Annotated in this window: 28 protein-coding genes and 1 tRNA gene; 20 read left to right on the forward strand and 9 right to left on the reverse strand. The window is 32.3% G+C overall.

Annotated features, from left to right (window positions below):
- Positions 1-11: 11 nt before the first annotated feature.
- Positions 12-611, forward strand: a complete 600-nt coding sequence (locus AAHM86_RS05690; RefSeq protein WP_342267589.1) for an ABC transporter transmembrane domain-containing protein — start codon at positions 12-14, stop codon at positions 609-611.
- On the opposite strand, the gene AAHM86_RS05695 is transcribed toward AAHM86_RS05690, so the two are convergent.
- Genes AAHM86_RS05695 through AAHM86_RS07215 form a run of 3 tightly spaced genes read right to left on the reverse strand, consistent with a single transcriptional unit; the run spans position 594 to position 1835 of the window.
- Positions 594-878, reverse strand: a complete 285-nt coding sequence (locus AAHM86_RS05695; protein WP_342267590.1) for a hypothetical protein — start codon at positions 876-878, stop codon at positions 594-596. The genes AAHM86_RS05690 and AAHM86_RS05695 overlap by 18 nt on opposite strands.
- A gap of 3 nt (positions 879-881) precedes the next feature.
- On the reverse strand, positions 882-1355 hold the full coding sequence (locus tag AAHM86_RS07210; RefSeq protein ID WP_410521583.1) for an IS3 family transposase: 474 nt from the start codon (positions 1353-1355) through the stop codon (positions 882-884).
- 9 nt (positions 1356-1364) lie between these two features.
- Complete coding sequence (locus tag AAHM86_RS07215; protein ID WP_410521546.1) at positions 1365-1835, reverse strand: transposase; 471 nt, start codon at positions 1833-1835, stop codon at positions 1365-1367.
- Between the two features lie 109 nt (positions 1836-1944).
- Here AAHM86_RS07215 and AAHM86_RS05705 point away from each other — a divergent pair, with 109 nt between their 5' ends.
- On the forward strand, positions 1945-2880 hold the full coding sequence (locus AAHM86_RS05705; protein WP_342267591.1) for an ABC transporter ATP-binding protein: 936 nt from the start codon (positions 1945-1947) through the stop codon (positions 2878-2880).
- Positions 2881-3100: 220 nt separating this feature from the next.
- Here AAHM86_RS05705 and AAHM86_RS05710 read toward each other — a convergent pair whose 3' ends face one another.
- The gene (locus AAHM86_RS05710; protein WP_342267592.1) at positions 3101-4015 is read right to left on the reverse strand and encodes a LysM peptidoglycan-binding domain-containing M23 family metallopeptidase; all 915 of its coding nucleotides are present in this window, start codon (positions 4013-4015) and stop codon (positions 3101-3103) included.
- 91 nt (positions 4016-4106) lie between these two features.
- Between AAHM86_RS05710 and rpiB the strand changes: the two genes are divergently transcribed.
- Positions 4107-4541 carry a ribose 5-phosphate isomerase B gene (gene rpiB / locus AAHM86_RS05715; protein WP_342267593.1) on the forward strand — a complete coding sequence of 145 codons (435 nt, stop codon included), beginning with the start codon at positions 4107-4109 and terminating at the stop codon, positions 4539-4541.
- 256 nt (positions 4542-4797) lie between these two features.
- On the opposite strand, the gene AAHM86_RS05720 is transcribed toward rpiB, so the two are convergent.
- From AAHM86_RS05720 to AAHM86_RS05730, 3 genes are all read right to left on the reverse strand, one after another.
- Positions 4798-6222 (reverse strand): hypothetical protein, encoded by a 1425-nt coding sequence (locus tag AAHM86_RS05720; protein ID WP_342267594.1) that lies wholly within the window; start codon positions 6220-6222, stop codon positions 4798-4800.
- A 384-nt stretch (positions 6223-6606) separates the two neighbouring features.
- A complete protein-coding gene (locus AAHM86_RS05725; RefSeq protein WP_342267595.1) occupies positions 6607-7137 on the reverse strand; it encodes a DUF2497 domain-containing protein in 531 nt (176 codons plus the stop codon).
- Positions 7137-8486, reverse strand: coding sequence for a TolC family protein (locus tag AAHM86_RS05730; protein WP_342267596.1), 1350 nt, complete (start codon positions 8484-8486; stop codon positions 7137-7139). Before AAHM86_RS05730 ends, AAHM86_RS05725 begins: the two co-directional genes overlap by 1 nt.
- Positions 8487-8824: 338 nt before the next feature.
- Here AAHM86_RS05730 and AAHM86_RS05735 point away from each other — a divergent pair, with 338 nt between their 5' ends.
- The 3 genes from AAHM86_RS05735 to AAHM86_RS05745 all read left to right on the forward strand — a co-directional run bounded on the left by AAHM86_RS05735 (position 8825) and on the right by AAHM86_RS05745 (position 13816).
- Positions 8825-10078 carry a hypothetical protein gene (locus tag AAHM86_RS05735; protein ID WP_342267597.1) on the forward strand — a complete coding sequence of 418 codons (1254 nt, stop codon included), beginning with the start codon at positions 8825-8827 and terminating at the stop codon, positions 10076-10078.
- Positions 10079-10247: 169 nt separating this feature from the next.
- On the forward strand, positions 10248-12686 hold the full coding sequence (gene gyrB / locus AAHM86_RS05740; RefSeq protein WP_342267598.1) for a DNA topoisomerase (ATP-hydrolyzing) subunit B: 2439 nt from the start codon (positions 10248-10250) through the stop codon (positions 12684-12686).
- A gap of 302 nt (positions 12687-12988) precedes the next feature.
- Complete coding sequence (locus AAHM86_RS05745) at positions 12989-13816, forward strand: DUF2608 domain-containing protein (protein ID WP_342267599.1); 828 nt, start codon at positions 12989-12991, stop codon at positions 13814-13816.
- A gap of 191 nt (positions 13817-14007) precedes the next feature.
- Here AAHM86_RS05745 and AAHM86_RS05750 read toward each other — a convergent pair whose 3' ends face one another.
- A complete protein-coding gene (locus tag AAHM86_RS05750) occupies positions 14008-14844 on the reverse strand; it encodes a DUF2608 domain-containing protein (protein ID WP_342267600.1) in 837 nt (278 codons plus the stop codon).
- Between the two features lie 148 nt (positions 14845-14992).
- Between AAHM86_RS05750 and AAHM86_RS05755 the strand changes: the two genes are divergently transcribed.
- From AAHM86_RS05755 to fabG, 6 genes are all read left to right on the forward strand, one after another.
- Positions 14993-15592 carry a hypothetical protein gene (locus AAHM86_RS05755; RefSeq protein WP_342267601.1) on the forward strand — a complete coding sequence of 200 codons (600 nt, stop codon included), beginning with the start codon at positions 14993-14995 and terminating at the stop codon, positions 15590-15592.
- 23 nt (positions 15593-15615) lie between these two features.
- Positions 15616-16485, forward strand: coding sequence for a hypothetical protein (locus tag AAHM86_RS05760; RefSeq protein WP_342267602.1), 870 nt, complete (start codon positions 15616-15618; stop codon positions 16483-16485).
- 77 nt (positions 16486-16562) lie between these two features.
- Positions 16563-16808: a hypothetical protein gene (locus AAHM86_RS05765; protein ID WP_342267603.1), complete on the forward strand. Its 246-nt coding sequence runs from the start codon at positions 16563-16565 to the stop codon at positions 16806-16808.
- Positions 16790-17215, forward strand: coding sequence for a tetratricopeptide repeat protein (locus AAHM86_RS05770; RefSeq protein ID WP_342267604.1), 426 nt, complete (start codon positions 16790-16792; stop codon positions 17213-17215). The genes AAHM86_RS05765 and AAHM86_RS05770 overlap by 19 nt, the downstream gene beginning before the upstream one ends.
- Before the next feature lie 182 nt (positions 17216-17397).
- A complete protein-coding gene (gene recA / locus AAHM86_RS05775; RefSeq protein WP_342267605.1) occupies positions 17398-18438 on the forward strand; it encodes a recombinase RecA in 1041 nt (346 codons plus the stop codon).
- A 2-nt stretch (positions 18439-18440) separates the two neighbouring features.
- Positions 18441-19166, forward strand: a complete 726-nt coding sequence (gene fabG / locus AAHM86_RS05780; RefSeq protein WP_342267606.1) for a 3-oxoacyl-ACP reductase FabG — start codon at positions 18441-18443, stop codon at positions 19164-19166.
- Positions 19167-19572: 406 nt separating this feature from the next.
- Here the strand turns inward: fabG and AAHM86_RS05785 are convergent, their stop codons facing one another.
- Positions 19573-20391, reverse strand: coding sequence for a YihY/virulence factor BrkB family protein (locus AAHM86_RS05785; protein WP_342267607.1), 819 nt, complete (start codon positions 20389-20391; stop codon positions 19573-19575).
- Positions 20392-20906: 515 nt separating this feature from the next.
- On the opposite strand from AAHM86_RS05785, the gene AAHM86_RS05790 reads away from it, so the two are divergent.
- The 8 genes from AAHM86_RS05790 (at position 20907) to nusG (ending at position 26411) form a co-directional block, all read left to right on the forward strand.
- Positions 20907-21281 carry a helix-turn-helix domain-containing protein gene (locus AAHM86_RS05790; protein ID WP_341747243.1) on the forward strand — a complete coding sequence of 125 codons (375 nt, stop codon included), beginning with the start codon at positions 20907-20909 and terminating at the stop codon, positions 21279-21281.
- A gap of 139 nt (positions 21282-21420) precedes the next feature.
- Complete coding sequence (locus tag AAHM86_RS05795) at positions 21421-22110, forward strand: RNA methyltransferase (RefSeq protein WP_342267608.1); 690 nt, start codon at positions 21421-21423, stop codon at positions 22108-22110.
- A 167-nt stretch (positions 22111-22277) separates the two neighbouring features.
- Positions 22278-22661, forward strand: coding sequence for a 30S ribosomal protein S12 (gene rpsL, locus AAHM86_RS05800; protein ID WP_341747241.1), 384 nt, complete (start codon positions 22278-22280; stop codon positions 22659-22661).
- 19 nt (positions 22662-22680) lie between these two features.
- On the forward strand, positions 22681-23169 hold the full coding sequence (gene rpsG / locus AAHM86_RS05805) for a 30S ribosomal protein S7 (protein WP_342267609.1): 489 nt from the start codon (positions 22681-22683) through the stop codon (positions 23167-23169).
- A 9-nt stretch (positions 23170-23178) separates the two neighbouring features.
- Positions 23179-25254, forward strand: a complete 2076-nt coding sequence (fusA, locus tag AAHM86_RS05810; RefSeq protein WP_410521547.1) for an elongation factor G — start codon at positions 23179-23181, stop codon at positions 25252-25254.
- Between the two features lie 306 nt (positions 25255-25560).
- Positions 25561-25636 (forward strand) — tRNA-Trp (locus AAHM86_RS05815).
- 21 nt (positions 25637-25657) lie between these two features.
- Entirely contained in the window at positions 25658-25858 is a 201-nt protein-coding gene (secE, locus tag AAHM86_RS05820; protein ID WP_341748453.1) for a preprotein translocase subunit SecE, read from the forward strand.
- Between the two features lie 19 nt (positions 25859-25877).
- Positions 25878-26411, forward strand: a complete 534-nt coding sequence (gene nusG / locus AAHM86_RS05825; RefSeq protein WP_341748452.1) for a transcription termination/antitermination protein NusG — start codon at positions 25878-25880, stop codon at positions 26409-26411.
- The last annotated feature ends 199 nt before the right edge of the window (positions 26412-26610 follow it).

Here is a 26610-nt window from a genome sequence, read left to right on the forward strand (position 1 = left end):
GCCTTACGCTTATGTCCATTGGTGCTTCACTATTTACTTTATTCGTTAACTATCAAATTAAAGAAATTACTGATACTATTGCCAAAGATCCAAAAATAGATGTTACTCTACTTCTTATCTTGTTCGTATTATATAAAATGATGAATCACGGTACGTTTTTTATCGTTAGGCTCTTTGATATTAAATACAAGCCAGCGATGCTTGCAGAAATCGTCGAAAGCACCTATGGCAAAACTATCAGACACTCTTTACATTGGTTTGATTCTCATTTATCAGGAGAAATTGCCAGTAAAATCACTGATTTTCAAGATGGTATTATAACCATAGTTACTATTCTAAATCGTTCTTTGGTACATCTTACAACTATGGTAAGTGGCATAATATTTTTGTTCATGATGAATTATAAAATAGCAGGGGTTGTAATTGCTTTTCTTGTTGTGTATGTACCAATAATGTCAGTTTTATTAAAAAAACAAGGGCAGTTGCAAGAAGAATATGTTAAGGCTCGACAAGAAGCGGTTGGTATTATCAACGATTCTGTTGCCAATATTTTTGGTATTAAAATTATTGGCAATGGATACTGGACTGAAAAATCAAGACAAAAAAAATAATAATTCCTTACCAATAACCACGCCGTCTTCTAATAATTGTCTATGGATATAACGATAACCAAATTCAGGATTATCAGTATATATTTCATCTATTTTATTTAAAATATTTAAGTTATACCCACTAAATGGTTTTGCTTTATAGTACATTGAAGAACGATTAATCTTTAATAATTCATATTGCCTTGTCTTTGGTAACATTGCTAGCTTGGAATCGACAAGTTCTTTTCTATTTGATAAGTCCAAGCTTTTTGTTTCCCATTTTTGCATTTTTCAAGCTGCAATTTGTTCATAATTTTGTATAGAATTTAGATAGGCATTCATAGGCTTTTTGTAACCAATACTTGAATGAAATCTTCTATAATTATAGTGATTGATGTAATCATCAATACCACTCTTTAGCTCTTTAACATCTTTAAAATCATTAATAAATATACAATTATATTTTAAAGTTCGGAAAAATCTCTCCATAATTATATTATCAATACTTCTTCCTTTACCATTCATCGAAACTTTAATGTTATGCTCTTGTAAAATTTCAATGTGTTCATGACTAGTATATTGACTGCCCTGATCACTATTAAATATCTGCGGTGCAGGATATTTGTTAAGTGCATCCCGCAATACTTCAGTTACCAAACTTACGTCCATACTATTTGACAATTTATAACTCAACACAGCTCTACTATGCCAATCTATAATTGCCGCCATGTACATAAATCCCGAATTAGTTCGAACATAAGTGATATCTCCGCTCTAAACCTCGTTAGCGTTAGGTACATGTACAGTCTTAGTTGTACCTAGATTAGTCCAATATTTATCAAGCAAATAACTATAAATTTTATGCTGTTTATCTTTTCCAGATGTTAACTTTTTCCTCTTTGGATAAATAGCCTCTATGCCAATCATGTTCATATATTTTAGAACCCGATGTAGCTTTCCCACAGCCCAATCTCTATCTACTATTGTTTTTCCAAGAGTTTTTGCTAATTCATCATTTTGTTCTTTCAGCATATTAATTTGTTCCTGATATTTACTTACCAGTTTTGCTGGTTCAAAAGCCAATGCTGCATTTGATATAAATTGTTTTTTCCAATTACTAATTGTCTTGGAGTTTATCTCATATTTTGATGCTATCACTGATAATGGACTCTCTTCTTTCAGCACTTCTAATACTATCCTAGTTTTTTCTTCAGCACTAAAAACTCTTACTTTTTCTTTTGTCATTTTTTCTCCTAATTTTTTCTTATTATTTTATCTTAATTAGGAAACTTTTAACTCTATTTTTTTGTCCATTTTCTTCAGTCCATTATAATTGGCAGCAGCCCAAATATTTGTGACAGCATATTTATACAAAACTGGACAAATCACTGCTGGTGATTTTGCCGTTAGTATAATAATTACTTCTAACATTGAATGGGCGATTGATCAGTTATTAGACAATATAATATTTTCCATCAACCCCAAAATTGCTGCCATCAAATCTTCATATAACTTTATTAATACTATATCAGATGTTACCGATGCAGAAAATGCTAAGCTGCTTCCTCCTATCAAAGGGGATATTAAATATCAAGATGTCACCTTCAACTATGGTAGTGGTGGAGATAATATATTTGACAATCTTACATTGCATATCAAAGCTGGAGAAAGGATCGGAATAGTTGGTACATCAGGGGCTGGAAAAACTACCTTAATCAAATGTTTACTCCGATATTTCAATTTGCAAAGCGGAGCTATTTTAGTTGATGGATATGATATCTCACAGGTAACGGAAGAGTCGCTAAGAAGCAATATTTCAGTAATCCCGCAAGATATTACGATGTTTCATCGTTCTATTCTAGAAAATTTGCAGCTAGCTAAATATGATGCTACTTTACCAGAGATTGAAGAAGCATGTAAAAAAGCTAGAATACATGATGATATTCTACGAATGCCCAATGGTTACCATTCAATAGTTGGTGAACGAGGAGTAAAAGTAAGTGGCGGACAACGGCAAAGGATTGCAATTGCTAGAGCTATTTTAAAAAATGCACCAATCCTTATTTTAGATGAAGCAACATCGGCACTTGATTCACCAACCGAGGCTCTAATTCAAAAATCTATTGATGAAGTTTTGGAGACCAGTAATGCTACAACTATAGTCGTTGCTCACCGTTTATCAACATTGCTGCATATGGATCGTATTTTAGTATTCAAGCGTGGCAAAATTGTGGAAGACGGTACTCATGCTATATTAATCGCTAAAGGAGGGCTATATAAAACTCTTTAGGATGCACAATATAGAGGATTTTTGCCGAGCAAGGAGAATATAGCTAACCAGCAATTATAAATTCAAAAACATTAGTTTAAAAATAAAAATACAAAATGCTTAAGAAGCCATCAAATATTATGGATTCCCACTGTTGCTAATGACGACTTACAATTGCTTCGCCGTGCTTGCGTACTCCTCACAAATAGACGGAAATATAGCTAATCGGATTAGCTATAGCTTAATAGTCTACATATTTCAGCGGATCAGCAGCTATCTTTCCCTCGCGAATAGCAAAATGTAGCTGAGGATATTTAGCATCTCCAGTACTCCCTACATGTCCTATTATCTTGCCTTGTGAAATTGTTGCTCCTTTTTGAATAAGTAGGTCTTGCAAATGAGCATAAGCAACATAAAGGTCGCTATTATCTAACTTTATTATTAATAAATTACCAAACTTTGTATCATTACCTGCAAACATTACTTGACCTGTTGCAATAGATTCTACAGCAGTTCCTTCGTCTGCAGCAATATTAATTCCTTTGCTTTTTCCTTTAGATGTTTGTTCACCAAATTTGATAATAATTTTACCTTCAATTGGTTTGATAAATTTTGGTGTATTAGTTTGAACAGCATTTTTCGTTTTTCTTACAAGACTTTCTTGATTTTTTTTATTTAATAACTCAGTACTAATTTTTATTGTGATAATTTGGGATTCATTAAGATGATATGGTGCAGATATGTTATTTAGCTCAGCTAATTCTTCAACCTTCTGACCATAATCATTTGCTATTGATACTAATGTTTCTCCTTGTTGCACCTCGTGGTAGATTAGCTTACTATCATTTGGTTTCACTTTTGGAACTATTATTACATCGTCTCGATTTTCAGTTTCTATGGCATTACGATCTTTTAAGAAACCAGTTGGAGCGTCAAAATCTTTTTCTTTCTCATCAATTTCTCTACTTATTATTTCATCTTCATCGCTTTCTAATATGTTCTTATTCTCGGAATATGCTGTAGTTGGTGAATTGATGGTTGTAGACTTTTTGGTAAAATCCTTTCCATGATTATACTCAATAGGGGCTGGAGGTTGTGTGCTACATCCAGAAATCAAAAAGACTATAAAATAGACAAAAACTATATTACTCTTCATAACTTACCAAAAAATTTGCAATTTTATTATGCAATAAACTAACTTTAATATAGAATCAAGTCTAGTATTTTTTTATCAAAATTAAGTAATTATGAAAACTTACGATCTTATAATAGCCAGTGATCACTCTGGATTTCTACTCAAGAGCAAAATTATCAGTTATTTACACGATAAAAATATATCTATTCTTGATTGTGGTACTTACAATCAAGAAATAGTGGATTATCCAGATTATTCTAAAAAAGTTGTTGATGGGATTTTAGAAAATGTAGCTCCTTTGGGAATTTTAATTTGTGGAACTGGCATAGGTATGTCAATTGCCGCAAATCGTACGTCTGAAATAAGGGCAGCTTTATGTTTTGACTTATTTATGGCAGAAAGATCAAGGGCTCATAATGATGTTAATATAATAGTGTTAGGAGCTAAAATACCTAATGAGGAACTAGCTTGTAAAATGATCGATAAATTTTTAACGACTAAATTTGAAGGTGGAAGGCATAGTGCTAGATTAGCAAAAATAAACTAACTCACCTTACGCATGGCATTTAAAAGTTATAGGGAAAATAGCCTAGAGTCATTGCGAGGAGTCACTTTGGTGGCCGGACGAAGCAATCCAATAAATGTGGATTGCCACGACCACTACGTGGTCTCGCAATGACGTCTTGTACTTTTCTGCAATTTTTGAATTGCCATAGGGGTTATGCGTAAGGTGAGTAAACTAATTTTCTTTTGAATCCATTATTTACCTGAATTATAACAAGTGATATTAGAGCATTTTCAAACTAATTTGCTGTTGCTTTCATTATCAAACAGCCCACATTATTATTTTGTTCATCAGAGATGTCCAATGCCGTTCTACAATGATAATTAGTAGCCTTAATGTTTATACCACGCATAATTAACAATTTTGCTATATAGTAATTATTAGTTTCTGCAGCTTCATGTAAAAGAGTATAATTATCATTCCCCCTTCTTTGGATGATTGGATAATTATCCAAAAGAACCCTAAGAACAAATAAATTATTTTTTCTAACTGCCTCAAATGCTCTATCCGTTGCATCACTTACTATAGTAGTATGGAAAGCACTATCATAATTATCAATAAAATTATCTATCATCTTTCTTTGCTGCTTTCTATTGTCACTATCATAAATTTTCTTAAACATTTGAATAAATGAATACATATCCATTTGCTCTAATCTTGCCTCTTCTGTAAGCTCTCCCAATACGACATCATCATTTGGTAAAAGTAACATTTGTGCTTCATCTTGTACAAATTCAGTTATTTTAGGAGATGTTTCTTTGATGGTGCTAGCTTTATCTTTTGTAATTGTAGATTGATTAGGTTGATGCTTATTTACTTCTTGCACTTCTTTGGTTACATTACTATCTTTCTCTAGGACAGTTTTATTAGAGTCATCTAGTTGCTTATCCTTTTTTACAAATACTGGTATAGGAGTTTGAGGCTTAGTCATTTTAGATTCAGTATTTTCCTTAGGTGATACTATCGGTACGATAGGAGCAGTTACTTGTGGTTCAGTAGGTTTTTTTTCTTGCGAAGAAGGCAATATATCTAGATTAGGAGCAACCACTTCTTTATTATCTGCATTACTTGGCTGCTGTAATATTACTGGATATTTCTCTTTATCAGGTATAGTTACAGAAGGTACAGTAGCTTGTGGCTCAGACTTATTACTACTTGGAATATCTATTTGAGGTTTAGACTGGGCAGATGAATCAAGTGGCTTAATAGGTACAGCATCTTTAACCTCAGTTGCTGGAAGAGTAGGAGAATCTTTGTTGGTATTACTGTCATTCTTACTAGGTGTATCTAGATCAATTTTTTGGTACGGATGTTTATCTAATTGATCCAATTCTTTTGTATTTTCTAAGGTTGGTAATTTATTATTCCCTAAATCAATGAAGGAATCTGTCTCACCTTCTTCATTATTAGTATCTTGTGGTGTGGATGCTGGTTTGCTTGATCCTGATACTTCATTATCAATTTTCTTAGAATGCATAAATTGCTGTATTTTTCCCAGCAAAGAATCTGCCTCTTCTTTCTGTTTATTCACTTTATCACTTTCTAATTGTGGCAGTGCTGGAGGAAGAGGTGGGGGAGCAGCATCAGCCTTATCCATAAACAAAAAGATAGTTATTAGGACTATAAAAAATTTGTTACCTAAGATAATCTTCTTACTTTCCATGTTAAATTACATTTATAATTATTCTCACGTTAAATTTATTATATACTCGATGAAAATCAAGAATTGCGTTGTCGTCTTCAGGGATCATAGGTCACAACTGTCGAAAGTTAGTAAATACAGCTTCCCTATACGTCTATTAGCGAGGAGGCTGTAAGACTGACGAAGCAATCCAGTAACATCATTATAGAATGACGCTGTGGTATAGGTGTTTGTAAACTTTCGACAGTTGTGGATCATAGGTAGCCACGTACTATATATACGCCTAGCACCTCGATCTTTCGACTCCTGCTACTATCATGATTTTGATCTATCGTCTATCAACTCTTCATTTACGAGCAGTATATTGTTAAAATAAGACTAACACAAATGATATCCTCCACTAAGTCATTTTTTATCATTTGGTATTAATTTTTGAATTTCTTTTTCTACCAATTGTTTTACTAATAAAGGCAAGTTTGTATTTAACCATTGACTCAATTGTGGTCGTAACATTTCAATAATTATATCCTCTAATGTTTTGACCGTAGGGTTCGAAGCATTTGCACTAATCTCCTGAGCTGTTTTAGAGAAATGCTGAAAAATCTTAGTAGTTTCTGCTGCAGATTTATCGGATACCAAGGATGTCTGCAATAGTTCCTCTTCTAGTTCACTATGCTTATTATTTTCTAACTTATTTGCCTCATCCTCTACTATATTTGTCAATTCTAGTATTTCATCATCGTTAGATTGGCTATTACTATAGTTAATTGAGGAGAAGTCGGTAGAGTCATCTTTATATGTAGGCGGTGTCGCTCCATCGCTCCTATTACCCAATCCTCCTGCATTGATTGTAGCACGACTATCAATCACTCCTTTAATTGATTTCAATATCTCTTCAACTGACATATCTTGGTTTTTTCTATGATCTTTACTCATTAAAAACCTATAATAAGTTTCTTTTTAAGTCCTTTAAACTCATCTTCAGGAGTAAAATATTTAACTTTCAAATTTAAGCTTTTTGCTGTCAATTCCCCAATTAAAGATTTCATTTGGTAAGCTGCTAAAATAGAGTCTCTGTGTGCATCAACTTTTGACACCCTAGCACTATGTAATTTTTCTTCAGCAGTTAAAACGTCTAAGATTGTTTTAGAACCAACAATTTCTTCCTGTATTGTGCCATTATAAGCTATTTGAGCGGCTTCTACACCTTGTGATGTGGCAATAATTTTAGACTTTGCTGCTTCAAATCCTTCCCAACTACCAATAGCACTTGCTCGAATTTGTTTTATTGTGTCATCAAGTTGAATAGCTGCACTCCTAGTACTATTTTTAGCTTTCCTAATTCTTGAATATTCGCTACCCCCGTGAGAATAAATAGGTATATTAATTGATAATGTAGATGTAGTACTTCTATTGTTGGTATTATATGGACTTTCTGGAGTGTAATGGGTTTTACCAGATTGAACTTTAAAGCTTACCTTGGGTAAAAGTTCAGCTTTTGCTGCCAGTTCACTAGCTTTATGACTTTTAACACTATATCTTGTACTATCTATGTTAGGATTAACATTTATCGCTCTTTGCATTAAATCCTCTAATGAAGTAGGTAAGTTATCAGGTATAGGAGGCATATCAATATCATTCGCTTCTATACCGAACATTCGAATGAAGCTTGCTTTTGTTGCTTGATAATTAGCATATGCGGTTAACTTCTCAGTTTCAGCTTTTGCAAGACCAGCCTTGGCACTAGCTAAATCTATTGATGTTGCCTCACCTAATTTTAGTTTTTCTTCAATGGTTTCTAATTGCTGTTTGTTAGCTTTTACACTAGTTTCAGAAATCTCATATTTTTCTTTTGTTTCATAACAATCGAGATAAGTTTTTATTAGGTTAAGAAGAATTTTTTGTTCTTCTGCATAATATTTAGCACGTGATGCCCTAAAAGCTGATTGGGCGGCTTCCAAATTTGCAACACTACTCCCACCACTGAATAGAGGCAGCTCTATTACTAAAGCTCCCTGTTGTGATTTCAGCTCTTTTTTATTAGAAGGAGCATATTGACTATTTGGTTTATTCGTATTAATAGCAGAATCAATATTATAAGACGCACTGGGCATAAAACCTGAAAAAGCTGCAGGGAACTGTTCAATTTCATTTAAAAAAGTCTGCCTATTGATTTGTAACTCACCATTATTATTATACGCACTAGTTAGAGCATCAGACAAGTTAATAGCATAAACTGAATAGTTTAATAAAATGATAACGGTGAAGTATATGAATTTATGCATAATTGGTTTTCTAAAAATATGTTTATGTTAAAAAATTTTGCTAGCTTATGCAAGAAGTTAAAGGTATTCTTGATCTAAAACTTGATTTGTTGTGATAAAGCTAGCACGTATAGCTCAAAATATTTAATCAGATCAAATCAAGTAGCCACAATTTGGGATAAGAATTAGTTAATTCTTATCCCAAATTCGCGTAAGTAGCTATAACATATCAAAAACTAACTGTCAGAGCAATATAAAAAAACTAACTGTCAGAGCAATATAACAGTTTTAAAGTGTAGTTTTTATTTGTATTATTTGAGTAATAATTTAAAAATTTTAATATAATTCAATTATCTATTATGCCTAATATATACTCTTTCCTTTCAAAAGTCGCTTTACCCACTATCTTATCAAATGCTTCTATTGCTAGTGCTATAGAACAGTTAAAGTTTGATTCTATGAAAACACTCAAAACGTTTCCTAGGAACTTAAGGGCTATTAAAAAAAGAGTTGACTATATATATAACATATTTCTAGATTCAGAAGATCAACAAAGGGAGCAAGAAATAGCTGAATCATTCAGAGAAACAGTAGGTAATTCCTTAGATGAATTAGAAAAGTACATTGATGAACAGCAACGGGTAAAAGAAGAGATATTATTCTTTGAAGATGCTTTCATTGAGATAATAATAAAAGTTCTTGAAAGTATTTTGGAGTTTCAAAATAGACTAGATAACTTATATCCTGGAGCATCAAAAGATATCGTTGATTATTTAGGTAATTTATTAATTGGTATAATAGCTGTGCAAATGCCTGTAGTTGGTTTAATACTCAAGGGAAGTGGCTTATTAGAATCGGTGAAATCTTTTCTCAGTACTGAGAATCTAACGAAGACAATAGATAGTTGGCAAGAAAAACTAGAAATAGTTAGAGAAAAACGAGTTGAAATAGAAAAAAGTACAAGCCTTAAAGAAAAATATTCCAAAGCTACGCAGATTGTTGAAATAGCAGAGATAGCAGGAGTGTCGCCTGTAGCTGTAGCAGAATTAGGGTTAGATATTGATTCTTTAAAGAAAATTAATAAATTGGTTGTACAAGATCCAAAAGAAAAAAAATCTTTTAAAAAACTTATTGACTTATCTGAAGAAATCCCTCATACTAAAGATGGTATAATGGGGAGTGTTGACCTTCTGCGTAAAGGTATGACTAAAATCCTTGGAAATATACCTAATCAAGGAAAATATCTAAAAAAATTAATTGAAACCGAATTATCTCACATAAAAGAAAACCTCATTGCTGCATTAGATCCCAATAAAAGCATTCTTGAGAAGTTAGGATATTGCCAAAAAGCAGCCAAAAATATATTGATTATTGAATCAAAAATACAAGAAACAGTCAAATTAATACCTGACAGGGAAAAAATCACCACATCTTTTGCGAATTTAGTTAAGGATAAGACAAAGAATATTCTACCAGCATATTTTTTGAAAAACCTTACATCGTTAAGAACCCCGTTAGAATCATTGCCTGAACTACTACGAGTAGGAAATGCTATGAAAATAGTCCTTGAAAATAATAGTAGTAAAACCCAAGGTGTAGTACGAAAAAGGTAATATTTAGTATATATAGTCAATTGATGAGAATTTGGTGACGTCGTCACTCGTCGCTCCTACTACCCACTTCTCCTAAATGGACTATAATTTTAGTAAACTACTTGAAAACTATACACTTGCTGTAATTTTTGTGTATAGTTATTCTTTATCTTTCATTTTATGTATAAATATGTCAACTAATCAACAGCAATCAATAGCAGAAGTAGAATATGGAGCTGACTCCATCAAAGTTTTAAAAGGTCTTGAGGCAGTTAAGAAAAGGCCTGGTATGTATATTGGTGATACTGACGATGGTTCAGGATTACATCATATGATTTACGAAGTCGTTGATAACGCCATAGATGAAGCTTTAGCTGGTCACTGTGACCTAATTAAAGTAATCCTAAATGCTAACGGATCTGTAACAGTACGTGATAATGGACGTGGGATACCTGTTGATATTCACGAAGAAGAAGGTATATCAGCAGCTGAAGTTATTATGACCCAATTACATGCTGGTGGTAAGTTTGATCAAAATTCTTATAAAATATCTGGTGGATTGCATGGTGTTGGTGTATCTGTGGTAAATGCTCTGTCAGAATGGTTAGAACTTAGAATTTGGCGGGATAATAAGGAATATTTTATAAAATTTAGAGATGGGGCGGCTGAAACGCCACTTGTACTAAAAGGAGAGTCCGTAGAAAAAAAAGGCACTGAGATTACTTTCCTTCCATCTATTACCACTTTTAGCTCAATTGAATTTAATTTTGCTACTGTAGAGCATAGGCTTAGAGAACTAGCCTTTTTGAATTCTGGTGTAAGGATATTACTAAAGGATCATCGTTTTGCTGAACAACAAGAAGTAGAGTTTTGTTTTACTGGTGGTGTAGAAGCTTATGTCAAATATATAGATAAAGCTAAAACTTCATTACATAAATGTATATCACTTAATACTAATAATCAGGCAACAGGGATTACTTTTGAATTGGCAATGAATTGGAATGATTCATATCATGAAAATATTTTATGTTTTACCAATAATATAAGACAACGTGATGGCGGTACGCACCTTATTGCCTTTAAAGCTGCTCTTACTAGAGTTATTACCACTTATACCGAGAATATTGGGCTTAACAAAAAAAATAAAGTAAATTTCACTGGTGATGATACGAGAGAAGGTCTCTCATGTATTTTATCATTAAAAGTACCAGACCCTAAGTTTTCTTCACAAACTAAAGATAAATTAGTTAGTTCTGAGGTTCGACCTATCGTAGAAGGTGCCGTATATACTAAGATTTTAGAATGGTTTGAAGAACATCCTAGTGACGCAAAAATAATTATTAATAAAATTATTGAAGCTGCAACTGCTAGAGAAGCAGCAAAAAGAGCAAGGGATTTAACTCGTCGGAAATCGGCTCTTGAAATTTCTAACTTACCTGGGAAACTTGCCGATTGTCAAGAGAAAGACCCTGCTCTTTCAGAGTTATTTATTGTGGAAGGAGACTCTGCCGGTGGTACAGCAAAGCAGGGTAGAGATAGGAAATTTCAAGCAATCTTGCCACTGCGAGGTAAAATCTTAAACGTTGAAAGAGCTAGATTTGATAAAATGTTAAACTCTGAGCAAGTAGGGACTCTAATAACAGCTCTTGGCACTGCTATTGGTAATGAAGACTTTTCTTTGGATAAGTTAAGATATCATAAAATAATTATTATGACTGATGCTGATGTTGATGGTTCGCACATCAGAACCTTATTACTTACTTTCTTTTACCGGCATATGCGTCAATTAATTGATAAAGGATATCTATATATAGCTCAGCCGCCTTTATATAAAGTAAAAAAAGGTAATAACGAGCTTTACTTAAAAAATGAACAAGCTCTGCAAGATTATTTAGTCAAATCTACTATTAGTGATGCAACAATTATGCTGTATAATGGGGCAGAGATCATAGAGATCATTGGTAATGATCTTGAGGGGACAATAAAGGCGGTTATCAGGTTTACTACGTTGCTTGACCAAGTAAGCAAAAAATTTAATAGGCAAATTGTAGAATGTCTAGCTATAAAAGGTTTATTAGGTAATCAAATATTTGATGAAAATAAAACGAATGAAATAAATCAGGCTTTAAATATTTTAAATCTTGGTGATATCGCACCTGATAAGACAGACTGGCAGTTTATAGTTAACGCAAATAATATAGAATTTTTCCGTTTTGTTCGTGGAGTAAAAGAAAGTAAAATTTTATCAAAAGAACAGCTTGAATCTTTTGAATTTACTCAACTTGCTAAATCATTTACTCCTCTTGTAGATTTATTTATTGAGCCAACAAAGTTACTAATTAAAAACCAAGAATATATTATTACACTGCCTAGTATGTTGCTAAATTATATATTAGAAAGCGGCAAGAAAGGTATAGCTATTCAACGTTTTAAAGGTCTTGGAGAGATGAATTCTGATCAGTTAGGAGAGACAACATTAGATCCGCAAAAAAGAACTTTACTGCAAGTTAAAATAAATGAGCAAGATAGTGCCGAGATGATTTTTTCAACATTAATGGGAGATTTTGTTGAACCTAGAAGACAATTCATTCAAGCAAATGCTTTGAATGTAGTTAATTTAGATGTTTAAAACTCATAGGCGCTACCGTTAACTAAGTTGTTATAGCAAAAAGTAGAAGTGTATTGGGATACCATTCATCCAAATGGCGACTAAAAATAGATATCATCAAGATAGGTTGTGTAATGATGAAAAACTACTTGAACCAGATTAAATTGGGTATACTCTTCTGCTTTAAAGAATTGGCTTTTGCAAATACTTGCGGAGAATTCGCATACGAGCAACGGTTTACTACGCCTAGTCCTCTCACCCCTTGTTTTACGCTCCAATTCTCCAAATCATTTGAGTATATTAAGATTGTATTCATGGTGTTCATGGGTTTTTTCGCTTTTGAAGCAAATGCTCAAATTGTACAAGTATCTTCGGTTAACGAGATTAAAACATATGCTTCTCAATTTGATGGCGAAAACACTCTTATTTTATTTGACCTCGATTATGTGCTGTTTGTACCACGGGATAGCGTGTTGAGATATGCGGGCGAAAAAGACAATTATCGCTCAAAACACCTCAAAGCCATCTTTAAAGATTTCCAAGGAAAAGAGATTGCACTTAGTGGGCGTAAAGTACCGATGGCTGAGTATTTAACTAGTCAGATTTTGTCTTCTATTAAGGTTGAATTGCTTTCTCTAGACATGCCAAATTTTGTTAACGAACTTGATGCTCAAAAAATGACTATTGTTGGGTTTACGGCCAACAGCAGTGGGAACTATGGTATCGTTCAGAATGAAGCACAACTTCATTTATCACGCTTAAAGTCTCTGGGATATCATTTTAAAGATAATGGTGATTTATTAAAGGAGGACTTTCCTAAATGTATCTCTCGTGTTATATTCACGAACAAAATAGATAAAGGGAAAGTGCTTTTAGGTTTCTTGGAGCAATTAAATAAAAATTACAAAAATATCATTTTTGTCGATGACCACTTGAAAAATCTAATTTCAGTGCAAAATGTACTTAAAGATAAATATCCTCAAATTAATTATCTAGGTATTCATTATACTGAACTCAAAGATAAAAATGAGGTATTAAATCAGGATATAGCAGATAAACAGTTTCAAGTATTATCCCAAGATCATATATGGCTGAGTGACGATGAGGCACAAGCTCGACTGAAGATGAGGTCCATCCGAAATTCTGATTAAAAGGGATCAAATTTCAATTCTAGTTAACCACCTCTCTCTTACTCAAGGCATTTTGTACAATATCTATGTTCTCTGATAGTGATTTTTTGTCCGAAAATTACACTATCACATCTTCCGATTTTTTGCTCCTACTTAGAAATGTTCACAAAGGCTAATTTTATAATTCACATTTAACCTAACTTTTCTTTACATTATTCAACTTTGGCTTTATTCCTCATTTGTAATAAAACTGAGGCTTGTTTATCACTTAACCAAATAGATTGAGTTTTAAGAAAATTTTGCTGCAAAGTAGAAATATTGTTTGTAAATTTTTGTTCTACAAATTTATCATAGCTATATTCTACTAGCACTATTTTACCAATCTGATTTTCTAGATGTTTTTTAATAGAATCTAAATTTTGAGGTTTATCGTCTATCACCACTATCTTGCTATAGGCAGTATGTTGTTGATCAAGGTATGCTTTGAGAACTAATCCCTTTTCATATCCTCTTGCAAAAATAACTCCCTCAATGGCTTTTGGCTGGGGTCTTTTTTGTTTATCAATTTTTATTTGACCGTGATATCTTTTATCAAACAATAATCCTTTATCTTTAAGCATATCAACACGATCTTGTTCCTGATCAAAATATGGATTATTTGGTCCCATTGGTGTTAAGGCAATAACGTCGTAACCATTGAACTTTAGAAACCAAAAGTGTTTCATTAAGCTTGGTTCAATTAGCTTATATTCCATCTGAGCAGCAATAAGTGCATATATATTTTTTCTCTGAGCTAGACCTTGTGATTTTTCAATGTCATCAAGAAATTTATGACGTACTTCACGATTATTATGGCTTAAATAGCTGTCCTTAGGACAAAGAATAACTCCATCAATATCAAATACAATTAGCGTATCTTTAGCTTTTATTGGGTCATTTTTAATTTGATCAACTAAATTATCAAAAGAATGTAGCTTTATTCTTTCAATACTTGCAAATGCTTCTATTACGATAAATTGCAAAATCAGAATTATTAAAATTTTTCTCATAAAAATTCTCTATTCATATTTTTAATGATGATTATTATTAATATTCAAACTTAAGTTGAGTTATTTTTGCTTATACTTTATAGTTATGCGTATAATATGTTTTATACGTACCGTTAGGGCATAATTTATTTTTTAACAGTTTCATTATATGAAAAATTTTCTACTATCAATCATATTATTAATCATTAATACTAGAACTTTTGCTCAAGAACAAGTATCTAATTTAATCACCCCAGTTAGTTATTTTGTCAATCATGAGCAACAACTTAAAATCCTTGATGAATATTTAAGTAAATATAGACAAGCAAGTATAGTTGGTACTAGTGGTATAGGTAAAACTCAACTGATTAGGATGTATAGTTATGAGAAAAAAAATAATTATGATCTAATTTGGTTTTTTGATTGTAACCTTGATTTTGATGAACAATTTGTTAAATTAGCCAAACAACTTAATAAGGTTAAACAAACTAATATATCTGAAGAAGTTGCTTTAGCAAAAAAAGAAGTAATGTCATATTTAACTTCTACTAATAAATGGTTATTATTGTTTGATAATTTAAAAGTTAATGAAAATAAAAAAGTACAAGATTTAGTTGAATGGGAACATAATGGTAATGTGGTGTTTTGTTCGCAAGATAATGAAAAGTTACCTAATATTATAGCAATGCCCATATTTGATAAGCCTACTATTATAGCTTTAGCTAATAGCTTATTAAACAATAAGGATAATAATAGTATCGAATTTTAACGCAATCTTTTAGTGGTTATCCAATGTTGATAGTGCAAGGAGCTCAATTACTTAACAGAGTTAAAGGTTTGGATAAAGAGGAATATAAAAAGAAAATTTATCAATCGACTGATAAAATAGCAACAAATATTAGCATGGCTATTCAACAATTAAATCCTAGTGCAGTAAAGTTACTTAATAAAATAGCTTTGCTAAATAACCAAAGCTTCTCGAAGCAGCTTCTTAGCACCATTACTGATCATAAAGATACTTTAGATGATGATATATATCAATTATCTAAATTTATGCTAATCAGTAATATTAGTTCTAGCGAAGATAACCCTATTTTTGAAATGCATGATATAGTTAGTAATAAAATAATGGAACTAAATGGTGATAATAATAAAATATATTTAGAAAATATTATTGCTAAGATACCTAAGCCGAAAGGAACTCACTCAGGATATTTGTGGAGGAGTGCTCAAACTGTATTAGAAAACCTAGAAATTATTCTTATAAATTCTGAGAAATATAATGTTAACATATATGCAATGCTTACCTTAAGAAGTGAATTATTGTCTCTATATATAAACGTTTATAATAATAAAGCACAACAAATGGTTAATTGGTTTAATTGGAAAGATAAAAACAAAAAATTTAAATTGTGGCAAATGTCTGAATATCAAAAATTTTATTACGCTAGATATTTGGGAGCAATAGGAGTGTATAATAAAATAATATTAAGAAATTTTGAAACAGCGATTTCTTATTTTACTAAATCATTAAAGATTTTAGGTAAACTTGATGATGATGAATCTATTTATTCTCTCAAATTTAATTGTATATCTCATATATCTGGATATTATATGTTTTTAGGAGAGATAAAACTTCTGAAGAATTTCTTAAAAAGATAGAAAAATTAGTAAAACAAAGAATAATACAAGAAGCTGATGTATCTATAATATATTCTTTAAAAAGTACATTATTTAATATGCAAGGAAAATATCATGAGGCTTTAGAATATGTAGATAAAATTATTGAGCTGTTTATAAAAAACGGATCGCATATTAATGACCCATACTTTACTGGGGTTTACATACCTAGAGCAAAGATATTGAATTCCCTTGGTAGATATCAAGAAGCTTATGCTCAAGCTCAACAGTTATATTATATACATAAGCCCATAAAGAATGAAGATAATGAAATATTTATACAGAAATGGCGAGAAGTATATTAGGTTTAAATAAAGTAGATCAAGCTTATGAATATATTAAAAAAGCTATTTCCATATTTTTAGCAAGTGAAAATAGCAATTCGAAGCAAACAAATTATTCTAATAATTTCAGCTTGGCATCTAGTTATATAGTACAAGGTGATATTCTATTTACCCAAAATAAGCTAAAGCAGGCTATAGAATCTTATAAAAAAGCATTTGTTATATACCATTATTTATATAGAGATAGAAGTAAAAATATTGCTCAAGTAAGTGATTTATATAATCATGCAGCAAAAGCAGCTTGTAAAAGCAAAGATTTATATAATTATAAATTCTTTGGTAAACCGCAAGTTAAAGAATTTGGCATACATCACCCTAATACTATCAGTATGTTTGAATATTGCAAACAATATAACATGGATTTGTAGAGCAAGAACAATTAAACATTAAGGTTGCTGTTGACAGATCATCTTTAGGTTAAAGAATAGATTTTAATTTTTAGTTACAATTTTTAAATCACTATGATATTAATATTTGTAATTATTTTACTGGATTTTCCTCGTATGTTACTTTATAAATTTAATTTGATTTTATTAAGCTGATTCTAGAAATGAACGTTATAGACAAAGAAAGAGCATTGCTTGCTGCAGTTAGCCAAATTGAAAAAAGTTACGGCAAAGGTTCTGTCATGAAACTCGGTCAACGTCCTGCTGTAGATGTTGAGGCAATACCAACAGGATCGCTAGGGCTTGACTTGGCACTCGGTATAGGTGGGTTACCCAAGGGAAGAATTATTGAAATTTTTGGGCCGGAAAGTTCGGGAAAGACCACTTTAACTCTACATATGATTGCTGAAGCACAGAAGAAAGGTGGTACTTGTGCTTTTATTGATGCAGAACATGCTTTAGACCCAGCATATGCCAAAAAACTTGGCATAAATATTGACGAGCTTATTATTTCTCAACCAGATACTGGAGAGCAGGCACTTGAAATAACTGATACTCTAGTACGCTCTGGAGCTATTGATATGGTCGTTATAGATAGTGTCGCTGCTCTTGTGCCTAAAGCAGAGATTGAAGGGGAAATGGGTGACTCTCATATGGGGTTACAAGCTAGATTAATGAGCCAAGCACTTAGAAAACTTACTGCATCAATTTCAAGAACTAATTGTATAATTATTTTTATTAACCAAATTAGAATGAAAATAGGTGTCATGTTTGGTAGTCCAGAAACTACCACAGGTGGTAATGCTTTAAAATTTTATGCCTCAGTAAGGCTAGATATTAGAAGAATTTCAACAATCAAGGATAAAGAAGATATAGTAGGAAGCCAAACTAAGATTAAAGTTGTTAAAAACAAAGTCTCTCCACCGTTTAAAACGGCAGAATTTGATATAATGTATGGTAGTGGTATTTCTAGAGAAAGCGAGATAATTGATCTTGGTGTTAAATTTGAAATAATAGAAAAATCGGGGTCTTGGTTTTCATATAATGACACTCGTATAGGTCAAGGTAGAGAAAATGTTAAACATTACCTAAGAGAACACCCTGCTATCTGCTCTGAAATAGAACAACTAATTCGTCAAAAATCTTCTCATAATACTAGTGTTACTTTTGATAGCGAAACGATAACTATAGAAGAGGAAGAATAGAAATGATAGATTTAACTGCTAAAAAATCTCTAATTACTGGAGCATCTGGGACAATTGGTGGTAGCATTGCTAAGCTATTCCACTCTCTTGGTAGTCATGTGATAATTAGTGGTAGTAACCAAGATAAACTACAAGAACTTGCAAATAACTTAAAAGATAATTATACGATAGTACCATGTAATCTAGCAAATATTGATGAATGTACTAACTTGGTGTCTAGTCTTGAGCAAATCGACATTTTAGTTTGTAATGCCGGAATCATTAAAGATATGCTGGCAATAAAAATGTCCAATGAAATGTTTGATCAAGTTATAGATATAAACTTAAAAGCTAGCTTTATTCTAAATCGTGAAGCGATAAAGAAAATGATGAAAACTCGTTATGGTAGAATAATTAACATATCATCTGTGGTTGCAGTTTCCGGCAATCCAGGACAGGCAAATTATTGTGCTTCCAAAGCTGGTTTGATCGGTATGACAAAGTCTCTAGCAATTGAGGTAGCAAGTAGGGGTATCACAATTAATGCAGTTTCTCCTGGTTTTATTAAATCAAACATGACTGATAAATTAAACGAAGCTCAAAAAGAGGCTATAATGCAAAAAATTCCTCTTAGAACTTTCGGAGAAGCCGAAGATGTTGCAAACGTAGTAGCTTTCCTAGCAAGCGACAAGGCTTCCTACATCACCGGTCAAACTATCCATGTTAATGGTGGAATGTTGATGATATAATTGAAGAAGTGAAATTATTAAATGGAGCGACGCCTATTGTAATAGGCGAGCGAAGACGATGCTACCTACTTCTCATCAGTTGACTATAGTAACCTCAACCTCAGTTCAATATAAGAATTATTAATTCTTATGTCGATACTTGCTTTGTTATAAGGAAAAATGCACTCTTGAAGCGGCTGACGCAAGTGCATTTTAATTATTAAAATCACATATTGAATGGAGTGTTATATTTTAACAATCAGGTGGGCAGCCGCTTCAAACCTGATTGTTTCTATATATAACACTGAATTCGATGTAACTTGTTACATCGAATTCAGGTTATAGTAGTAAATTATTGTTCGTGCATGCACACCTCAAAGTTTTGCGATAGCTTTTCTTGAAAGCGGAAGAGTATACTCTTCTGCTTTCAAGGATATTCTCTTAGTAGGTAATTAAATTCTGCACCATATATAAAAATCATGTTAATAATATAAAAAAATATTAAAGTCACTATTATACTACCAAGTGAACCATATATTATACTTAATTGGTTATAATATATTATATAGGTAGATAATAAATATCCACTTATCACCCATAAAATTACCGTTAATAAAGCTCCAGGAACTACGTCTGTAAAATTTAATTTTGCATTAGGGATTATATAATATAGTGATGAGGAGGTAATAAATAATGAGCAGAAAATGATAACATATCGAAAAAGGGTTAAAGTGTGCTTATGTTCTTCTATCATTTGTAAAATTATTGGTAGTTTTGTTAATATTATTGGTACTATAATAAGAATAAGCATGGCAAAGGTAATGAATATACTGATTACTAAAAACTGTGCTATGCTAAGTAATCTTCGCCTTATGTAGGTGGGAGGAGATTTTATCTCATATACCCTATTTAAAATTGTTCTTAAACATTCAACAAAAGATGAAGCAGTCCAAATACTTCCCATTATTGCTAAGGTCATTAGGCTCTGAGGAGGAGTTTTCCCAAGTTCATTTATCCTAATTTTTATTGAGTCAGTAGCCAGTTCTGGCATACTTTCAAGAAGAATAGTGATAAAATTCTTTCCAAGTTCTGATGCTCCAACAAAACTTGTTAGTGCTAACAAAAAAACTAAAAAAGGAAAGATCGTTAGGAGTACCATAAATGACATATACCCTGAATGTTCAACACCATCGTGTTCAATTGTTCTAAAGGCTGCCTGATATAGGCATTTTATAATTCTTTGCATCAAGTAACTTTCTTTTGTTTTATATAATCATTCAAGTATATATATAAAATTCAACATTATCACTTATTTATATTAAGTATATTTTTTAAACCTCAATAGAACCTAAATTATTTTAGCCATTTTTAATTTTAATACAAAACTGAAGTTTTAATATTCTGCAATAATTCTTTAAAAATCATAGTTAATTCTATGATTTTAATTTTTTAGTCTTATTCTATCTAGAATAGTAAAAAAAAGGTTAAAAAAATACGATAAAAATGAAATTATAATTTACAAGGTTGCTAAGTATCTATAAGATCAGTATAATTATATAATAGTTAAAAAATATTAAGTACTACTTGTACATAAACAAAAAATATAATCAATACTTACTGATAGTAGACAGTTTACATGTGGGTATTCCTATGTGAATTGTTGGCTTTCTAGGTTATATAATATATGACAGTAATCTTTTTATTTGTTAATAATCTATTATATTCTTAAAATTTAATAGTTCATGCATAAAGGAGTTAATTATGGTACGAAGAAATGACTACATACAAAAAGTTGATCAATTTATAGGTGGGAAAATCTATTCTTTAAGGCTTGCCAAAGGGTTGTCACGTCAACAACTTGCAGAGGTAATAGAGGTAACACATCAGCAGTTACAAAAATATGAGAAGGGTATTAATAGAATATCAATAGGTAGGTTGGTTCTTATTGCTAAAGCATTAGATAAAAATATCGATTATTTCTATCAAGGTTTAGAAGATGCTGACAATGTCGAGCCTGTGCTTACTCAACATCAGCGTATGTGTATAGAAGTATCAAGGAATTTTATGAAAATTCGTAACTCAGAACATCAGCAAGCAGTTAATGCATTGATACGTTCTTTGATTAAAGAAGATTAGGTGAAATGAAAAAATCATTAGTTCGTTATGAAACTAATAGTTGATAGAGATAAAAGAGTATAGTAATTGGATACGAGTAGTTAATAGGAATTAAGTAGCTATTTAAAAGAAAATAATTACATATTAATCAAAGATGTTTATGCCAATTATTATTTTAGTAGCACCTCAAATGGGTGAGAATATTGGTGCTACTGCTAGAGCAATGAAAAATTTTGATGTTTCAGAGTTGAGAATCGTTTCACCTAGAGATGGTTGGCCGAATGAACAGGCACGTAGTATGGCGGTATCAGCGGTAAATATCATAGATAATGCTAAGATTTATGATAGTTTGGAAGCAAGTATAGAGGATATTGATTATTTATATGCAACAAGTTCAGCAACACGTAATATCAATAAAAACTATGTTCTATCAGAAAATTTAAGTCAGGATTATCCTACAGGTCTTAAAGTCGCTATCATGTTTGGTCGTGAAAATTGTGGTTTGCGAAATAGAGAAATTACTTATGCCCATAAAATTATTAACATTAATACAGGGGGTTTTAGTTCTCTTAACATTGCACAGTCAGTAATTATTATATGTTATGAGCTATTTCGTAATAAACAGCTGAGAATAAATGTTAATAATGAACAGGACGTAGCATCAAAAGGAGAATTAGGATATTTCTTTGAACATTTGTTTACTGAATTAAACAAAAAGAATTTCTTTAAAGTGCCTGAGAAAAAATTACACATGACTCAAAATATTATGAATATTTTTACTCGTATAGATAAATTATCTAGTACAGAACTACAAACTTTAAGGGGGGTAATTACAACCCTAAGCTCATAAAAATAACTAATCTAGTCAATGTTGTTAAAAACTCGTTGCTTTTATAAAAAAAATAGCTATAGTTCCACTTGTTGCCGCTTAATAGTGAAAGTGGTACAGTATATAGTTTTCCCTATAGCTTTAAGGGTTGATAGATAAATATCAAAAGGAAAAATTTGGAGTATTGAATGCCAACAAACAATCAGTTAGTACGTTTTGGAAGACAGTCGAAGATTCGTAGGACAAAATCCCCAGCTTTGGAATCTAATCCATTTTTGAAAGGTGTTTGTGTAATAGTGAAAACTGTTACTCCTAAGAAACCTAATTCTGCTCTTCGTAAAATGGCACGTGTTCGCTTAAGTAATGGGCAGTACGTGAATGCTTACATACCTGGTGAAGGGCATAATTTACAAGAACACTCTACGGTGTTGGTAAGAGGCGGAAGGGTTCCTGATCTTCCAGGTGTTAAGTACCATATAGTACGTGGTGCTTATGATACTCAGGGTGTAAAAAATCGTAAGCAAGGACGCTCACGTTATGGTACATCAGCGAAGCAAGCTGTAAAAAAATAATTTGAAATAGAGAGATAAGATGTCACGTCGTCATGCCGCAGAGAAAAGGGTTATCTTGCCTGATATGAAATATAATAGTCCTCTGCTTGCTAGGTTTATTAATAATATTATGAAGGAAGGGAAAAAAGCTCTAGCCGAAAAGATAGTATATTCTGCTTTTAGTAAAATAGAAAAAAAACATAGGGTAGATCCTTATGAAACTTTCAATAATGCTATGAATAATGTAAAGCCATATCTTGAGGTTACCTCAGTGCGTGTGGGAGGTGCAAATTATCAGGTCCCTTCCCCTGTTGATGAAAGAAGAGGGTATGCACTTGCGTCACGTTGGATTATCAATGCAGCAAATAAGCGTTCTGAAAAAATGATGATTGATAAGTTGGCGGAGGAATTATTTGAAGCATCAAATAATAGAGGGGTTGCTATTAAAAAAAGAGAGGACACTCATAAAATGGCTGAAGCTAACAAAGCTTTCGCTCATTTTAGTCCCAAAAAATCGCAAACAAGGTAATTAAATCATATGGCGATTACAGAATTTTCTCTTGCTAATACTCGTAATATAGGTATTTGTGCTCATATTGACGCTGGTAAAACTACTACAACCGAGCGTATTCTCTTTTATACAGGAAAATCACATAAAATTGGTGAAGTTCATGAAGGTGGTGCCACTATGGATTGGATGGCACAAGAGCAGGAACGTGGTATCACCATTACTTCTGCTGCTACTACCTGTTATTGGAAAAATATAAGGATTAACATTATTGATACTCCAGGTCACGTAGATTTTACTATAGAAGTAGAAAGGTCTTTACGTGTTTTAGATGGAGCGGTGGCGGTATTTGATGGTGTAGCCGGTGTTGAACCTCAGTCAGAAATAGTTTGGAGACAAGCTGATAAATATAAAGTACCTAGAATGTGCTTTGTCAATAAAATGGACAGAATGGGTGCTAATTTCTACAAATGTGTAGAAATGATTAAAGATCGTCTTGGTGCAAAACCTCTAGTAATTCAGTTGCCAGTTGGTATTGAAGAGAATTTCAAAGGAGTTATTGATTTAATCAAGATGCAGGCAATAATTTGGAAGGATGAATCTCTTGGAGCTGAATATTCGTACCAAGAAATCCCTGCTGATATGTTAGAAAAGGCTGAAGAATATCGTGCTTTGCTAATTGAAATGGTTGCTGAGGCTGATGATCATTTGATGGAGAAATATTTATTAGGTGAAGAATTTACTGAGGAAGAAATTCAAGTAGTAATAAGGAAAGGAACGATTGACCGAGTCTTTTTTCCTGTGTTATGTGGTAGTGCCTTTAAAAATAAAGGTGTGCAACCTTTGCTAGATGCGGTTGTTGACTACTTACCTTCACCAATCGATATTGGAATAGTCAAGGGAATAGATATTAATTTTGGAGAAGAAAAAGATTTTAAAATATCAGCATCTGAACCTTTCTCTGCTTTAGCTTTTAAGGTAATGACCGATCCATTTGTGGGATCTCTTACATTTATCAGGATTTACTCTGGTAAGATTAGTTCAGGTGCTACTGTCATTAATACTGTAAAAGACCAAAAAGAACGAGTAGGTAGGATGCTTCTTATGCATGCTAATGAAAGAGAAGATATTAAAGAAGCTTTTGCAGGAGATATTGTTGCTCTAGCTGGTCTTAAAAATACTACTACTGGTGATACTTTGTGTGATCCGGATAAGCAGGTTATTTTGGAGAGAATGGAATTTCCTGAACCGGTTATTGAATTAGCTGTAGAGCCAAAATCAACTGCTGATCAAGAAAAAATGGGAATGGCATTGTCTAGGTTAGCTGCTGAAGATCCATCTTTTAGAGTATCAACTGATCAGGAAAGCGGTCAAACTGTTATTAAAGGTATGGGTGAACTGCATCTAGAGATTATGGTTGATCGTATGAAACGTGAGTTTAAAGTTGAGGCTAACATTGGAGCACCACAAGTAGCTTATCGAGAAACAATTACCAAGCCTTGTGAAATTGATTATACTCATAAAAAGCAATCTGGTGGAGCTGGGCAATTTGCACGGGTTAAAATAATATTTGAACCTCAAGAAGCTGGAACAGGATTTGCTTTTGAAAGCAAAATTGTTGGAGGATCTATACCCAAAGAATTTATTCCTGGTGTTGAAAAGGGTCTAAATAATATAAAAGATACAGGTGTAGTTGCCGGCTATCCAATGATTGATTTTAAAGCAACCTTGATAGATGGAGCGTTCCACGATGTAGATTCAAGTGTACTTGCATTTGAGATTGCTGCAAAAGCTGCTTTTAGAGAAGGTATGCCAAAAGGTAATCCAAAATTACTTGAACCAATTATGAAGGTTGAAGTAATTACTCCTAATGAGTATATGGGGGATATTATTGGTGATCTAAACAGTCGTAGAGGGCAAATGCAAAGTATGGATCCAAGAGGTAATGCACAAGTTATAACTGCAAATGTGCCATTGGCCGAGATGTTTGGGTATGTTAGTACTTTGAGATCTTTATCACAAGGTAGATCTCAATATAGTATGGTTTTTTCTCATTATGAGCAAGTACCATTACAGGTGGCCGAAACTATTAAAGCTAAGAAATAAAAAAAATTATTAAGATAGCTATTAGTGTATTACATATAATATGCTATAATGTTATTTTTTGTGAATAATAAGGAGATAAGGAAAAATGGATTTTTTAGGCAACGATGAAGGATACTATACAGATAACAAATGGTCATGAGATAAGCCGAAAAGCAGTTATCAATTAGTGTATCATGTATAATATGATATTATATATGACATCAAAAATGAGAAGTAACTTTTAAATTGCCTTGGCTAATGGCATCATTCGAATAAGTAAGAATTTTATTGAAATTAAAACACTTGACTTTTTGATAAAAATATGATAGGAGTGTAGCTCAATTGGTAGAGCGTCGGTCTCCAAAACCGAAGGTTGCGGGTTCGATTCCTGTCGCTCCTGCCAACTATAATGAGTTCGTATAATATGTTAAAGGAAAATAGAGTCTACAAATTTTACGAGCAAGTAAAGCAAGAAGTTTATAAAATTGTTTGGCTTGGTAAGAAAGAGTTGATAACTTCAACTCTTATAGTAGTGGTGGCTGTATTTATTTTTAGTATAATTTGTTTGGTGTTAGACTACGGTATACATAGCATAATGCAAGTTTTACTTAATATTGGGAAGTAAAGAATAGGTTTAGGGAAAAATTGTGGTGCAGTGGTACGTTATTCATACATTATCAGGATCAGAAAAGCGTGTAAAGCAAATGATTCTCGATCAAATTGCTAAACAGGGTATGTCGGAGTTTTTTGAGGATATCGTTGTTCCGGTTATTGAAGTACCTGAAGTTAAACGTGGTAAAAACGTTAAGACAGAAAAGAAATTTATGCCTGGTTATATTCTGATTAAAATGAATATGACAGATGATTCTTGGCATTTGGTAAAAAGTGTAACTAAGGTTACAGGTTTCTTAGGTGGTAAAAGTACACCACAAGCCCTTAGTGAAAAAGAAATACAAAATATTTTTAGTAAACTGGAAGCTGAAACCAAAGATGCTAGGGTTTCGAAATTATATGAAATTGGTGAGGCAGTAATTGTTACTGACGGTCCGTTTGAGACTTTTACAGGGGTTATAGAAGAAATTGATTATGACAAAAATAGATTGCGTGTGTCTATATCTATTTTTGGTAAAGCAACTCCTATAGAACTAAATTTTACGCAGGTTAAGAAAAATAATTAGGGTTTGTTTAGGGTAGGGTGTGTACTCAAATGATCCTACGAATTGGATTTGAAAATGAATGGTGAGCAGGCGTAGCGTACATATAGTATAGTTACGCATGCGAATCCATGATATTTTCAAAAAACAATTCGTAGGAGCAGAAGAGTATACAGCTTATTGTCTCTAGCATCCTAGCTAAAGGTGCATGAGTGTCAACTTA

Source organism: Candidatus Tisiphia endosymbiont of Empis tessellata (genome assembly GCF_964031035.1).
Classification (GTDB): Bacteria; Pseudomonadota; Alphaproteobacteria; order Rickettsiales; family Rickettsiaceae; genus Tisiphia.

Bases quoted from the DNA above. Each gene is read 5' to 3' on its own strand.
- rpsG (WP_342267609.1), top strand. From the start codon at position 22,681: ATGTCACGTCGTCATGCCGCAGAGAAAAGGGTTATCTTGCCTGATATG.
- rpiB (WP_342267593.1), top strand. From the start codon at position 4,107: ATGAAAACTTACGATCTTATAATAGCCAGTGATCACTCTGGATTTCTA.
- AAHM86_RS05795 (WP_342267608.1), top strand. From the start codon at position 21,421: ATGCCAATTATTATTTTAGTAGCACCTCAAATGGGTGAGAATATTGGT.
- rpsL (WP_341747241.1), top strand. From the start codon at position 22,278: ATGCCAACAAACAATCAGTTAGTACGTTTTGGAAGACAGTCGAAGATT.
- AAHM86_RS05710 (WP_342267592.1), bottom strand. From the start codon at position 4,015: ATGAAGAGTAATATAGTTTTTGTCTATTTTATAGTCTTTTTGATTTCT.
- AAHM86_RS05760 (WP_342267602.1), top strand. From the start codon at position 15,616: ATGTTGATAGTGCAAGGAGCTCAATTACTTAACAGAGTTAAAGGTTTG.
- fabG (WP_342267606.1), top strand. From the start codon at position 18,441: ATGATAGATTTAACTGCTAAAAAATCTCTAATTACTGGAGCATCTGGG.
- AAHM86_RS05730 (WP_342267596.1), bottom strand. From the start codon at position 8,486: ATGCATAAATTCATATACTTCACCGTTATCATTTTATTAAACTATTCA.
- secE (WP_341748453.1), top strand. From the start codon at position 25,658: ATGTTAAAGGAAAATAGAGTCTACAAATTTTACGAGCAAGTAAAGCAA.
- AAHM86_RS05755 (WP_342267601.1), top strand. From the start codon at position 14,993: ATGAAAAATTTTCTACTATCAATCATATTATTAATCATTAATACTAGA.
- AAHM86_RS05765 (WP_342267603.1), top strand. From the start codon at position 16,563: ATGCAAGGAAAATATCATGAGGCTTTAGAATATGTAGATAAAATTATT.
- AAHM86_RS05770 (WP_342267604.1), top strand. From the start codon at position 16,790: ATGGCGAGAAGTATATTAGGTTTAAATAAAGTAGATCAAGCTTATGAA.
- gyrB (WP_342267598.1), top strand. From the start codon at position 10,248: ATGTCAACTAATCAACAGCAATCAATAGCAGAAGTAGAATATGGAGCT.
- AAHM86_RS05690 (WP_342267589.1), top strand. From the start codon at position 12: ATGTCCATTGGTGCTTCACTATTTACTTTATTCGTTAACTATCAAATT.
- recA (WP_342267605.1), top strand. From the start codon at position 17,398: ATGAACGTTATAGACAAAGAAAGAGCATTGCTTGCTGCAGTTAGCCAA.
- AAHM86_RS05750 (WP_342267600.1), bottom strand. From the start codon at position 14,844: ATGAGAAAAATTTTAATAATTCTGATTTTGCAATTTATCGTAATAGAA.
- AAHM86_RS05725 (WP_342267595.1), bottom strand. From the start codon at position 7,137: ATGAGTAAAGATCATAGAAAAAACCAAGATATGTCAGTTGAAGAGATA.
- AAHM86_RS07215 (WP_410521546.1), bottom strand. From the start codon at position 1,835: ATGACAAAAGAAAAAGTAAGAGTTTTTAGTGCTGAAGAAAAAACTAGG.
- AAHM86_RS05735 (WP_342267597.1), top strand. From the start codon at position 8,825: ATGCCTAATATATACTCTTTCCTTTCAAAAGTCGCTTTACCCACTATC.
- fusA (WP_410521547.1), top strand. From the start codon at position 23,179: ATGGCGATTACAGAATTTTCTCTTGCTAATACTCGTAATATAGGTATT.
- AAHM86_RS05790 (WP_341747243.1), top strand. From the start codon at position 20,907: ATGGTACGAAGAAATGACTACATACAAAAAGTTGATCAATTTATAGGT.
- AAHM86_RS05695 (WP_342267590.1), bottom strand. From the start codon at position 878: ATGCAAAAATGGGAAACAAAAAGCTTGGACTTATCAAATAGAAAAGAA.
- AAHM86_RS05720 (WP_342267594.1), bottom strand. From the start codon at position 6,222: ATGGAAAGTAAGAAGATTATCTTAGGTAACAAATTTTTTATAGTCCTA.
- AAHM86_RS05785 (WP_342267607.1), bottom strand. From the start codon at position 20,391: ATGCAAAGAATTATAAAATGCCTATATCAGGCAGCCTTTAGAACAATT.
- AAHM86_RS05745 (WP_342267599.1), top strand. From the start codon at position 12,989: ATGGGTTTTTTCGCTTTTGAAGCAAATGCTCAAATTGTACAAGTATCT.